At 69.6% G+C, this 12,668-nt stretch carries 8 protein-coding genes; 4 read left to right on the top strand and 4 right to left on the bottom strand.

Going from position 1 to position 12,668, the window contains the following annotated elements; translation table 11 throughout:
- The first annotated feature begins 56 nt into the window (after window positions 1-56).
- The 4 genes from ACIA8E_RS36480 (at window position 57) to ACIA8E_RS36465 (ending at window position 7,842) form a co-directional block, all read left to right on the top strand.
- Window positions 57-1,853 (top strand): acyl-CoA dehydrogenase, encoded by a 1,797-nt coding sequence (locus tag ACIA8E_RS36480; protein WP_399305018.1) that lies wholly within the window; start codon window positions 57-59, stop codon window positions 1,851-1,853.
- 356 nt (window positions 1,854-2,209) lie between these two features.
- Window positions 2,210-4,024 (top strand): ABC transporter ATP-binding protein, encoded by a 1,815-nt coding sequence (locus tag ACIA8E_RS36475; RefSeq protein ID WP_399304947.1) that lies wholly within the window; start codon window positions 2,210-2,212, stop codon window positions 4,022-4,024.
- A 494-nt stretch (window positions 4,025-4,518) separates the two neighbouring features.
- Entirely contained in the window at window positions 4,519-6,993 is a 2,475-nt protein-coding gene (locus tag ACIA8E_RS36470) for a polysaccharide lyase 8 family protein (protein WP_399304944.1), read from the top strand.
- Between the two features lie 105 nt (window positions 6,994-7,098).
- The gene (locus ACIA8E_RS36465; protein WP_399304941.1) at window positions 7,099-7,842 is read left to right on the top strand and encodes a DUF3472 domain-containing protein; all 744 of its coding nucleotides are present in this window, start codon (window positions 7,099-7,101) and stop codon (window positions 7,840-7,842) included.
- Between the two features lie 122 nt (window positions 7,843-7,964).
- Here ACIA8E_RS36465 and ACIA8E_RS36460 read toward each other — a convergent pair whose 3' ends face one another.
- The 4 genes from ACIA8E_RS36460 to ACIA8E_RS36445 all read right to left on the bottom strand — a co-directional run bounded on the left by ACIA8E_RS36460 (window position 7,965) and on the right by ACIA8E_RS36445 (window position 12,591).
- Window positions 7,965-9,461 (bottom strand): HAD-IA family hydrolase, encoded by a 1,497-nt coding sequence (locus tag ACIA8E_RS36460; protein ID WP_399305015.1) that lies wholly within the window; start codon window positions 9,459-9,461, stop codon window positions 7,965-7,967.
- Between the two features lie 180 nt (window positions 9,462-9,641).
- On the bottom strand, window positions 9,642-10,697 hold the full coding sequence (locus tag ACIA8E_RS36455) for a hydroxyacid dehydrogenase (RefSeq protein ID WP_399304938.1): 1,056 nt from the start codon (window positions 10,695-10,697) through the stop codon (window positions 9,642-9,644).
- 2 nt (window positions 10,698-10,699) lie between these two features.
- Window positions 10,700-11,635 (bottom strand): carbohydrate ABC transporter permease, encoded by a 936-nt coding sequence (locus ACIA8E_RS36450; protein ID WP_399304935.1) that lies wholly within the window; start codon window positions 11,633-11,635, stop codon window positions 10,700-10,702.
- Window positions 11,632-12,591 carry a carbohydrate ABC transporter permease gene (locus ACIA8E_RS36445; RefSeq protein ID WP_399304932.1) on the bottom strand — a complete coding sequence of 320 codons (960 nt, stop codon included), beginning with the start codon at window positions 12,589-12,591 and terminating at the stop codon, window positions 11,632-11,634. The genes ACIA8E_RS36450 and ACIA8E_RS36445 overlap by 4 nt, the downstream gene beginning before the upstream one ends.
- Window positions 12,592-12,668: the final 77 nt, after the last annotated feature.

Raw genomic sequence — 12,668 nt, 5'->3', positions numbered from 1 at the left:
GCTCGGACGCGCACGCGTACCCGCTTCCGCCGCCCTCCCCGATCGGACCCATGCCCATGGACTCCCTGCTGCTCTCCCGCCGCGACCTGGACTTCCTGCTCCACGACTGGCTGGACGTCACGGCCCTGACCCGCCACCCCCGCTACGCCGACCACGACCGGGACACCTTCGACGCGGTGATGGATCTCTGCGAGGCCATCGCGACCCGGCACTTCGCCCCGCACAACAAGAAGAACGACGCCGAGGAGCCACGCTTCGACGGCGAGCGGGTGCATGTCATCCCGGAGGTCGAGCAGGCGCTGCGGGTCTTCGCCGAGGCCGGTCTGACCGGCGCCGCGATGGACTACGAGGTCGGCGGGCAGCAGCTGCCCACCGTGGTCGCCAATGCGTGCATGTCCTGGTTCCAGGCCGCCAACGTGGGAACCGCCGCGTATCCGTTCCTCACCATCGGCAATGCCGACCTGCTCCTGGCGCACGGCAGCAAGGAGCAGGTCGACACCTACGTGCGGCCCATGGTCGAGGGCCGGTTCTTCGGCACCATGTGCCTCTCGGAGCCGCAGGCCGGCTCCTCGCTGGCGGACATCACCACCCGGGCGGTGCCGCAGGGCGACGGTACGTACCGGATCACCGGTACCAAGATGTGGATCTCCGGCGGCGACCACGAGCTCAGCGAGAACATCGTCCACCTGGTGCTGGCCAGGATCCCCGGTGGGCCGGCGGGCGTGAAGGGCATCTCGCTGTTCATCGTGCCCAAGCTCCTGGTCGAGCCGGACGGCAGCCCGGGCGAACGCAACGACGTGGTGCCGGCCGGCCTCAACCACAAGATGGGCTACCGCGGCACCACCAACACCCTGCTCAACTTCGGCGAGGGCCGGCACACCCCGGGCGGCGCCCCGGGCGCGGTGGGCTTCCTCGTCGGCGAGGCCCACCACGGGCTCGCGTACATGTTCCACATGATGAACGAGGCCCGCATCGGCGTCGGGCTCGGAGCCACGGCGCTCGGCTACACCGGCTATCTGCACGCCCTCGACTACGCCCGCACCCGCCCGCAGGGCCGCCCGCTGACGGGCAAGGACGCGAACGCGCCGCAGGTCCCCATCATCGAACACGCCGACGTACGCTGGATGCTGCTGGCACAGAAGAGCTACGTGGAGGGCGCCCTCGCGCTCAGCCTCTACTGCAGCCGCCTGCTCGACGAGGAACGCACCGCCGAGCAGGAGCCCGGGCGCGCTCGCGCCCGGCTGCTGCTGGACGTCCTGACGCCCATCGCCAAGAGCTGGCCGTCGCAGTGGTGCCTGGCCGCCAACGACCTCGCCATCCAGGTGCACGGCGGCTACGGCTACACCCGCGAGTACAACGTCGAGCAGTTCTACCGGGACAACCGTCTCAACGCCATCCACGAGGGCACCCACGGCATCCAGGGACTGGACCTGCTCGGCCGCAAGGTCGTCACGAACGGCGGAGCGGGGCTGAGCCTGCTGCTGGAGACCATCGCGGCAACCGTCGCCCGCGCCACGGCGGCCGGCGGCGAGGCGGCCGAGCTGGCCGCCCGGTTGGAGCAGGCCACGGCCCGAGCCGAGCGCACCACGGCCAGGCTCTGGTCGACCGGAGACCCCGCGACCGCCCTGGCCAACGCCTCCGTCTACCTGGAAGCCGTCGGCCACGTGGTGCTGGCCTGGATCTGGCTGGAGCAGTTCCTCGCGGTCAAGGACGTCACGGACGACTTCCACGAGGGCAAGCGACAGGCGGCCCGGTACTTCTTCCGAGTGGAACTACCGCGTACAGGACCTCAGTTCGACCTGCTCGACAGCCTGGACCGCACAGCGGCGGACAGTCGTCCCGAGTGGTTCTGATCCACGGATTTCGCAGTACCGGCCATCAGCCGATGTGCTGCTGACAGGCCGCACGCGACTCTTGGAGACCTGCACCTGCCCGGCCGGGGGCGCACGTGTGTGCGGTGTGCCGCCGGCTGAAAAAACGCTTGGACTCCGTGGGCGCCGTCGCGGGAGACTGTGACCGCCGGCCCGCCCGTACTCGCACGGCGGCGTCGCCGCGATCTGCGCGGGGGGCTCCGTCGTTGTGCCCCGCCCGTCGAAGGGCGACCCGAGCGCGGGCACTCACTCGAACCGAAGCTCCGCACAGCCATGGAGACAGCGGCACTCCTCGGAGAGGCGCACGGCGGGCTGCCGCACGACAACACGGGGTTGAGATGGGATTACCTGAATCGCGCGAGGCTCCTCGGAGCAAGGGCTCGGTGCTCCTCGCACTTCGTTACTACGGACGGGAGTTGGCCCGGCTCCCGCGGCTGACGGTGCCCGCGATGCTGCTGCCGGCGCTGGGCAACATCGGCATCAGCTACATCGCGCCGCTGGTCGTCGCGAAGCTCGTCGGCCGAATCGCCGGCGACACCGGTATCTCCATCGGTTCGACGCTGCCCTACGTTCTCGGCTTCGCCGGCGTCCTGCTGTTCGCGGAGACGCTGTGGCGCATCGGCTTCCACTGCCTGAACCGCGTTGCCGCCCGCTCCATCGAGCACCTGTACGTAATCGGCATGGACGAGCTGTTCGCCAAGGACGCCGCGTTCTTCCACGACAACTTCGCCGGGTCGCTGACCAAACGGGTCCTGAGCTTCGCCTCCCGCTTCGAGGAGTTCATCGACACGCTGACGTTCTCGGTCGTGGGAAGCTTCGTGCCGCTGCTGTTCGGGTCGGTGGTGCTGTGGCGCTACGAACCGCTGCTCGTCGTCGGGCTCCTGGCGATGATCGCACTGACGGCGCTGTGCGTGGTGCCCCTCATCCGTCGCCGCCAGGCACTCGTCAAGCAGCGCGAGGAGGCGATCGCCCGGGTGTCGGGCCACGTCGCCGACAGCCTGACGAACATGGACACGGTCCAGGCGTTCGCCGCCGAGGAACGTGAGGCCGCCGAGCACCGGTCCCGCGTCGCGCAGTCGCGGCGGCTCACGCTGAGATCGTGGGACTACGGCAACCTGCGCATCGACACGCTGGTCGCGCCGATGTCCGTGCTGACCAACGCGCTGGGCCTGCTGCTCGCGGTCACGCTCGGCGGTGGCAGCGTCGGCGTCGAGGCGGTCGTGGTCGCCTTCACCTACTACAGCAACGCGACGCGGATCATGTTCGAGTTCAACCAGATCTACCGCCGCCTGGAGAGCTCGATGACGGAGGCCGCGCAGTTCACCGAACTGCTGCTGACGCCGCCGACCGTGCTCGACCCGGCGTCGCCGGAACCGCTGCGGTCCCAGGCGGCCGACGTCCGCTTCGAGCAGGTGACCTTCGCCCACGGGGGCGGGAAGCCGCTCTTCGAGGGCCTCGACCTGGCCGTGTCCAGCGGGGCGAAGATCGGTCTCGTCGGCCGGTCCGGCGGGGGCAAGACCACGCTCACCCGGCTGCTGCTCCGGCTGACGGACATCGACGCCGGCCGGATCCTGATCGGGGGTCAGGACATCAGCAGGCTGCGTCAGACCGACCTGCGCAGCCTGATCGCCTACGTACCGCAGGACCCGGCGATGTTCCACCGCACGCTGCGGGACAACCTCGCGTTCGCCCGGCCGGACGCCACCGATGCCGAGATCCGCCGCGCGGCCGAGGCGGCGCACGTCACGGAGTTCGCCGACGCGCTGCCGGACGGCTTCGACACCATGGTGGGCGAGCGCGGTGTCAAGCTGTCCGGCGGACAGCGCCAGCGGGTCGCCCTCGCCAGGGCGATCCTGCGCGACGCGCCGATCCTGCTGCTCGACGAGGCGACCAGCGCCCTGGACTCCGAGAGCGAGATCCTCGTCCAGGAGGCGCTGTGGCGGCTCATGGACGGGCGGACGGCGCTCGTCGTGGCGCACCGGCTGAGCACGGTCGCCACCATGGACCGGCTCGTCGTCCTGGACCGCGGACAGATCGTCGAGCAGGGCACCCACCAGGAGTTGCTCGCGTCGGACGGCGCCTACGCGAAGCTGTGGCAGCACCAGTCGGGCGGCTTCCTCGACGGCAGCCCCGCGCGGGCCGACCTGCACTGAACGCGTCCATCCCAACGACGTGGGAGCCGAGGCGATGGCCGACGCCGTCTCTCTCCATCTCCTGCACTGATCCGACCCTGCAAGCGGTGCCCGTACCGGCGTCCCCACCGCCGGTACGGGCACCGCTGCGTCCGGCTCGGCGTCAGCTGCCCGCCCCACCTGCCTCCTGGTCCGACGTCATCGTGATCCGCGACGCGGGTGCGTCCGCGCCCGCCGGGCCAGTACCACCCTGGCCGTGGGAACCACAGGGTGCGCCCGCCACCGTTCGATCCGGCTCCGGGACGCGTCGGGAGGGGCCCCGCACTACACGGTCCGCCGCGAACTGCAGCCGAGGAGGAAGCGGTAGGGAAGGGGCGAAGTAGGTCAAAGTTGAACGCGCAGAACGATCGAAATGCTCAATTCTGTTTCTACTGTTGAGCGGTTGAGCGCTTGCGTGCTAGAAACCGCCTACTCCACAGCGGCATCCCGCACCCCTCCCGGCCTCCGGAGCACCCATGACGCCCCCTTCCTCGCCCCCTTGGTCCCGCCGCACCTTCCTGGCGGCCACCGGCGGCACCGCGCTCGCAGCCGGACTCACCGAGCCCGGTACCGCCGCGGCCACCACCCGCACCCAGGAATCGGCTGCCGCCCAGGCTGACGACGAATTCGCCGCGCTGCGCGCCAAGTGGCGCACGCTGATACTCGGCGAGGGCTTCAGCCCGACCGCGGAGCCCTTCAAGTCCAAGCTCGCCACGCTCGGCACCCAGGCAGCCGACTTCCAGGCCACCATGGCGCCGGCGGCCGGCTCGCTGTGGCCCGGCATCAGCTATGCCGACCCGTCGCCGGACACCGACCAGGAGTCGTACGGCTACTCGGCCAGGATGAACGACAGCTTCACGCGGCTGAACACCATGGCCCAGGCGTACGCCCAGCCCGGAACAGGGCTCACCGGAGACGCCGCACTCAAGGACGCCGTCATCGTCGGCCTGGACCACCTCTACTCGGACGTCTACAACGAGAACAAGGCCCGGTTCGGCAACTGGTGGAACTTCCAGATCGGCGCGCCACAGGCGCTGATGGACACCGCCGTGCTGCTCTACGACCACCTGTCGGCCGAGCAGACAGCCGCCTACTGCCGGGCCGTGGACAAGTTCCTGCCGGACTCGGCCGTGGCGCAGTACACCGGCACCAGCACCGGTGCCAACCGTGTCGACCTCTGCCGCGGGATCATTCTGCGAGGCGTCGTCGGCGGGAGCGCGGCCAGGATTCAGCTCGGCCGTGACGCGCTGTCGCCCGTCTTCCCGTACGTCACCACCGGTGACGGTTTCTACGACGACGGCTCGTTCATCCAGCACACCGACGTCCCGTACATCGGCGGCTACGGTGCGGTGCTCCACGACGGCCTCGGCCGGCTGTTCGCGCTGCTGCGCGACTCGACGTGGCAGGTGAACGACCCGGGCAGCCAGCTCTTCCTCGACACCGTCGAGAAGGCCATCGCCCCCTTCATCTACAACGGCCTGATGATGGACAACGTCTCCAGCCGCGGCATCAGCCGAGGCCTGACGGTGTCCGACCCCTTCCAGCTTCCCCAGGACGACCACACCCGCGCGCACAGCGTGATGGCCTCCGTCCTGTTGGTCGGCCAGGGCGCGAGCCCCCAGGAGCAGGCCCGCTGGAAGGCCATGGTCAAGGGCTGGCTGCAGCGCGACTACTACGGTCCCGCGCTGAAGAACCCGAAGCTGAGCCTGGTCAACACGGCCCGGCTGCAGACGCTGTTCGACGACGACACGGTCAAGGCGTCGCCCGAGCCGACCGAGCACCGGGTCTTCTCCAACATGGACCGCGCCACCCATCGCCGTCGCGACTGGGGCGCCTCGGTCAGCATGGCCTCCAAGCGCATCGCGCACTACGAGTTCGGCAACGGTGAGCACGCCCGCGGCTATCACACCGGCTCGGGCTGGCTGTCCTGGTGGGGCGACGACCACGGTCTCGAGCAGTACTCGGACACTTTCTGGCCGACGGTCGACCCATACCGGCTGCCCGGCATCACCGTCTCGAAGAAGCCACTGCCGGACGGCTTCGGCGGCAACTGGGGCAACCCGAAGCCGGACACGGCCTGGGTGGGCGGCACCACCGACGGCGAGTTCGGCGTCACCGGTCAGCATCTGCGGGGCGTCGACAGCACGATGACCGCCAAGAAGTCGTGGTTCTGGCTCGACGACTCGATCGTCTGTCTCGGCGCCGGCATCACCTCGGCCGACGGCACCGCGGTCGAGACGGTGATCGACAACCGTAACCTGGGGGCCTCGGGCACCGCCCGGCTCAGCCTGAACGGCATTCCGCAGCCCGGTACCCAGGGCCGGCAGGCCACCCGGGCGCACACCAAGTGGGCGCACATCGCAGGGCACGCGGGCTACGTCTTCCCCGGGTCGGGCGGCAGCCGGGTCAGCGCACTGCGCGAGGAGCGCACAGGCGCGTGGAGGGACATCAACACCGGAAGCTCCCCCACCTCGTTCACCCGGCACTATCTGACGCTGTGGCAGGACCACGGCACCGACCCGCAGGACGCCTCGTACGCGTACATCCTCATGCCCGGCGCGAGCGAGCTCCGCACCGCTGCTCGTGCCATCGACCCGCTGTGGCTGCAGATCCTCGCCAACACGGCGCAACAGCACGGCATCCGCGTCCCCTCCCTCGGCTTCACCGGGATCAACTTCTGGGCGGCGGGCACGGTCGGAAAGGTCACGGCGAGCGCACCGGTGAGCGTGCAGATCCGTGAGAAACGCGACGGCACGGCGACGATCTCGGTGGCCGACCCGTCCCGCACCGTCACGAGCCTGACCCTCACCTGGAAGCGACCCGTCGAGGCAGTGCTCTCGAAGGCGACTTCGGTCACCGATGTGCGGACGGGCTCTTCCCTCACCATCGCGTTCGGCGACCTCAGCGGCAGCTACGGCACGACCCACCAGGTGAAGGTGCGGCCGGCCTGACGGACGGCACCACCTCAGCGGGCCGGCCGGCCACCCGACATCAACCGACAACGAACCGACGACCACTTGTCGGCCGCCTCACCGGCCGACGGAGGGAGATTCACCGTGCGATCACGATCGATCCGACGGCTGACACGCGCCGCAGGCACCCTCTCCGGCGCGCTTGCCGCGCTCCTCTGCACGACAGGCCCCGCGGCCGCCGCGGTCACACCGGGCGGCCTGGTGTCCAACTCGTACTCCATATCGGGCGCGCCCGCGGAGGGCCTCGAGAAGCTCGCCTTCCCGCTCAAGGTGATCAGCCGGCCGAACGACGCGGGCTACTACTGGGCGCAGCAGTACTACTTCAAGTCCGGCCAGGTCGGCTACATCGGACTGCAGCCGCGCGTCGACAGCGGCCTCGCGGTCTTCAGCGTCTTCGGCTCCGGAACCTCCACCACGCACCCCAACTGCCGTACCGGCGCGGACGGCGGCTCGGGGACGAGCTGCAGCGTCACCTATCGGTACGTCAAGGGCCGCTGGTACCAGCTGGAGATCATCAAGACCGGTACGGACAACTGGACCGGGTACGTCGTCGACGCCGGCACCAACACCTGGACGACGATCGGGAGCTGGAACGTCTCCTCGTCGGCCGGACTGCTCAAGCCGAGCGGTGTCGGCTTCGTCGAGTACGACAAGTCGGTCGCCGACTGCGCCTCGATCCCCTACGGGCAGGCGGTCTGGGGCAAGCCGTTCGTCAGCCCCGAGCCCGGGACCGGCACCAACACGAGTGCGTACACCTACGGCCCCTGCAAAGTGAACGCGAGCTACAGCCTCAGCAGCGGCGAAGTCACCATGACCACCGGAGGCTGAACCATGCGCAGTCCTTCCCCGTAATCGCAGCCGCGGTCCTCGCCGCCGCCTGGCCGATGCCGCAGCGTGCGGTGGTGCGTGTCAGGCGCGCCACGCCGCCCGCTGGCCGTGGCCGCGCGCAACTACCCGGCCTGAAGTCCCGCGGTCCACAGGGTCTGTGGCTCCATCGCCCGCAGATCGCGTAGAACGGTCCTTCGCGACGCAGCTGGGATCTCCGTGAAGGAGGCCACCGCGAGCACCCTGCACCCCGCGGCCTCGGCCGAGGCGACGCCCGTCGGGCTGTCCTCCACGGCGAGGCACGCCGCCGGGTCCACGCCGAGCGTCCGCGCCGCCGCGAGATAGGGATCGGACGCGGGCTTGGTACGAGACGTCTCGCCTTCGGCGACCGTCGTACGGAACCGCTCCGCGCCGAGGAGCTTGAGCACCGCGTCCACCACGGGGCGCGGGGACGCCGAGACCAGCGCCAGGGGAATGTCCAGATCCCTGAGCAGATCAAGGAGCTCCAACGCGCCGGGCAACACCGTGGCTTCGGACTCGACGGCGGTCAGGAAGGCTGCGTAGAGTTCCCCGGCCACGGACTGCGCACTGCTGCCGGTGCCGGAGACCTGATGGAGATGCGCGGCCGTGTCGGCGACCGCGCGGCCCAGGACGAAGGGCAGGTCGGTCTCGCCCAGCTCGTGGCCGAGACCCGTGGCGGTCTCCCGCGCGGTTCGCAGCCACAGCGTCTCGGTGTCCACGAGTGTGCCGTCCATGTCGAAGAGGACGGCGTGCGGGGCGGCGGCGAAGGGCCGCCCGTCGAGCGTCCAGTGCCGGTCGACGTGCCGGCCGAGCGAGGCGAACACCTGGGCGGCGACGTCGACATGGCGGACGACAGGGGGTACAGAACCTGCCGCGATGCCGGGACCCGCGGCGATCAGCCAGGCGGTGCGCTCCTCCTCGGTGCGGCCGCCGTGGCCGCCCGCGTCCGCATGGCCGTGGTCGGTGACCACGAGATACGTCCAGTCCTCGTTCTCGTACGAGGGACGGGACCGCACCGCGTCGAGGAGTCGTCCGAGGCGCTCGTCGGCCGCCAGCACGGCACTCTCGTACGCGCTGCCGCAGCCCAGGAAGTGCGCCGTCTCGTCGGGTGCGCCGAGGTAGACGAACGAGGCCTCCGGATCGTCTCCGGCCAGCACCCGTACGGCCTCCTCGGTGATCTGCTCGTCGCAGGCGTCCCAGCCTTCGGGGGTGTGTGCGGCGGGCGAGACGTACGCGGTCCTCGCCGGGGCCTGGAAGAGAGGGCCCCCGCCGCGGGCGAGCATCAGGGGCTCCCAGCCGACCGCGACGAAGGTGCGCCGTCCGTCCTGTTCCGTGAGCCGGGTCGCGAAGTCGGGGAAGACGGCGAGGCGGTGGCCGGTGAAGTCGTTGCTCCACACGCCGTGCTTGGTGACGTTGACACCGGTCACGACCGTGGCCCAGCACGGCCCCGACATCGTCGGTGTGTCGTCGTCGATCCCGACCGGTGCGAGGAAGCCCTGCCGTGCGAGGGCGTCCAGGTGCTGCGTCGGCAGTCGGCGCAGGGTGTCGAGCCGCACGCCGTCGATTCCGACGACGAGGACGCGGCGGGCACGACCAGACATGGCGAAGTCCTTCCCAGGTTCGATCGGAGTGGCCGGCTCGGGGTCCGGCCACGCCCGTTGTCGACGGGCGCTCAAGTCGGTCCGGTGCTGCTGCCCCGGGTCGAGCCGGCCGTTGCCCGGTGAACGGTCCTCGACATGGGCGGTGTCCGGTGCGGGGGTGCAGGTCAAGCGGGATGCTCCTCAGGCCGAGCGGTTCAGCTCGTCGGGGCCGACTCCGTACGCGAAGGGCGCACCCTGTGCGTACCGCTCCACTTCATCGATCGCCCAGTGCGCCATGCGGCCGAGCTCGTTACCGAGGGAGCCGGCGATGTGCGGGGTCAGCAGTACGTTGGGCAGGTTGTACAGCGGGGAATCGGAAGGCAGGTGGTCGGGGTCCGTCACATCGATGACGGCGTGGATCCGGCCGGACACGAGTTCCTCGGTGAGGGCCCGGGTGTCGACGAGCGAGCCGCGCGCGGTGTTGATGAGCGTGGACCCGTCCGCCATGAGCGCGAGCAGTCGCGCGTCGAACATGCGCCGGGTTTCCGGGAGTTGGGGAGCGTGGATGGACACCACATGACTGCGCCGTACGAGCTCGCCGAGACCGACGCGCCCCACGCCGAGGGCGGCGGCGTCCTCCTTGTCCACATACGGATCGTGCAGCAGTACCTCCAGGTCGAACGGCCGCAGCAGTTCGATCACCCGGCGGCCGATCCGTGAGGCGCCCACGATTCCGATGGTGCGCAGATAGTTGCCCTGCCCGGTGAAGTGCGGGAGGAGGTCGAAGGCGCCCCGTGTCTCGCGGTAGCGCCGCGCGGCGTCGAGGACCCGCTTGTTGGCGAACAGGATGGCGGCCAGGGTGAATTCGGCGACGGGCAGCGCGTTGGCGGCGGCCGCGGACGAGACGGCGATGCCCCGCTCCCACACCGCCTCGGTGACGTGGTGCTTGACGGAGCCTGCCGCATGGACGACCGCCCGCAGGCGCGGCATGAGCCGCAGAGCCTCGTCGGTGAGCTGCGGGGAGCCCCAGTGGGTGAAGAGGACTTCGGTGTCGGCGAGCAGGGCGGGATCGGCGGCGGCGTAGTCGGTGACCAGGAGCGACGTGTCCACCGCCGCGATGTGCCCGAGCCGGTCGAGGGTGCCGTCGGCCAGCAGGGTGCGGTGGATCTCGCCGCCCATGGAGAGCACGGTGACCGGTCGCCGGTCGGCCGGGGTGCGGTCCGAGCTGTTCAGGACGGTGCCTTCCGGTACGAGCATGATCACTTCACCGCACCCGCGGTCAGGCCGGAGCGCCAGAAGCGCTGCAGGCCGATGAACGCGATGATCAGCGGGATGACGGCGATGAGCGAGCCGGTGATCACCAGTGAGTAGAACTCGGGCTGCTGGGACGTGTTGGTGTTCCACATGAACAGGCCGAGGTTGACCGGGTAGAGGGAGTCGTCGTTGAGCATGACCAGGGCGCCGAAGAAGTTGTTCCAGCTTCCGGTGAAGGAGAACAGGAAGATGGTCATGAAGCCGGGGGCGAGCATCGGCAGCGAGATCCGGCTGAACGTACGGAGCTCGCCGGCGCCGTCGACCCGCGCCGCCTCGAGGACCTCGTTGGGTACGTACCCCTCGGAGAAGACCCGGGCGAGATATACGCCGAACGGGTTGACCAGGGCCGGCAGCAGGATCGCCCAGTAGGTGTTGACGATGCCGACCTTGGAGGCCAGCAGATACATCGGCAGCTGGATCACCGTGGCGGGCACCAGGACGCCGCCGAGCACCAGACCGAACAGCTTCTCCTTGCCCCTGAAGTCGTACTTGTCGAAGGCGAAGCCGGTGGCGGTGCACAGCAGCGCGGAGGCGGCCGAGCCGACGACCGAGTACAGCAGGCTGTTGCCGAACCAGCGCAGGTAGATGCCGTCGTTGAAGGTCAGGACGTCATGGATGTTCGCGAAGAGGTTGAAGTCCCCGAAGGAGAAGCCACCGGTGGCGAACAGGTCACGGTGGTTCTTGGTGGCCGCGAAGAGCAGCCAGCTGACCGGCATCAGCATGTAGAACGCGGCGAGGAGCAGTACTCCGTTGACGACGCCCTTGGAGAGCAGCACATGCGTCGGACTGTGCCGACGGCCGGCCGCGGCGGGTCTGCGCTCGGCGGGAGCGGCCGGCGCCTGAGCGGGGACGGATTCCTTGGTGACCGTGTGAGTGCTCATGCGGACTTCCACCGGTTTCCGAGCTTGGTGACGACGTACGAGAGCAGCACGCCGAGGGCGGCGAGCATCAGGGAAGCGGCGGCGGCGAGTCCGTAGTCGTGCTGGACGAAGCCGGCCTTCCAGATGAACAGGGTCGGCGACCACTCGGTGTCCACCGACACGGTGCCCCGCTGGTTGAAGAGCTTGGGCTCGGTGAAGAGCTGGATCGCGCCGACGCAGGTGAAGAGCACGGTCATGACGACCGCGGAGGCGATCATCGGCACCTTGATCTGCAAGGCGGTACGGATGGCTCCGGCGCCGTCGACGACGGCGGCCTCGATGAGCTCGCGCGGTACGGCCTGCAGCGCCGCGTAGAAGATCACCGTGTTGTAGCCGATCCACTGCCACGCGGTGAGGTTCACCATGGAGGAGAGCACATGGTCGTCGCTGAAGAAATTCCACGAACCGCCGAGGGCACCGATCCAGTCGAGCACCGGGCTGAGGCCGGGCGTGTAGAGGTAGATCCACAGGATCGAGGCGATCAGTCCCGGCACGGCGTGCGGCAGGAAGAGTGCCAGCTGGAAGAACTTCCTGGCTCTGGCGACCGCGGAGTCCACGAGCAGCGCCAGTCCGAGTGCGGCGCCGATCATGACCGGGATGTACAGCGCGCAGTAGACCGCGATATGCAGGAAGGACTCACGGAAGCCCTGGTCGGACAGGGCGTTGGTGAAGTTGGCGAAGCCGGCGAACGCCCGCTCGGTGCCGCCGAAGCCGAGCCCGGAGGAGGCGCGCTCCTGGAACAGGCTCATCCACACGGCATAGATGATCGGAGCCGCCATCACGGCGGCGAACAGCACGAAGAACGGAACGATGAACAGGGCCGCGGCTCCGCGCTGATTGCGCTTCAGCGGGGACGCGCTCGCGCTGGGGGTGCCGGCTCGTGATGGGCGCACGGCCTTGGCGAGTGGTGCTGCCACGGGGGGCTCCTTGGCGGATGGACGCTGCGGGGAGGAGGACCGACGGGATCCGGCCGCGGTCAGGCGCGGCCGGACCC

The sequence above is a fragment of the Streptomyces sp. NPDC051664 genome, from assembly GCF_044453545.1.
Lineage (GTDB): Bacteria > Actinomycetota > Actinomycetes > Streptomycetales > Streptomycetaceae > Streptomyces.
This window is presented reverse-complemented; position numbering and strand designations above follow the sequence as displayed.

Coding starts and splice junctions, on each gene's coding strand:
- ACIA8E_RS36455 (WP_399304938.1), bottom strand. CDS start 10,697: ATGCTCGTACCGGAAGGCACCGTCCTGAACAGCTCGGACCGCACCCCG.
- ACIA8E_RS36475 (WP_399304947.1), top strand. CDS start 2,210: ATGGGATTACCTGAATCGCGCGAGGCTCCTCGGAGCAAGGGCTCGGTG.
- ACIA8E_RS36460 (WP_399305015.1), bottom strand. CDS start 9,461: ATGTCTGGTCGTGCCCGCCGCGTCCTCGTCGTCGGAATCGACGGCGTG.
- ACIA8E_RS36480 (WP_399305018.1), top strand. CDS start 57: ATGGACTCCCTGCTGCTCTCCCGCCGCGACCTGGACTTCCTGCTCCAC.
- ACIA8E_RS36450 (WP_399304935.1), bottom strand. CDS start 11,635: ATGAGCACTCACACGGTCACCAAGGAATCCGTCCCCGCTCAGGCGCCG.
- ACIA8E_RS36470 (WP_399304944.1), top strand. CDS start 4,519: ATGACGCCCCCTTCCTCGCCCCCTTGGTCCCGCCGCACCTTCCTGGCG.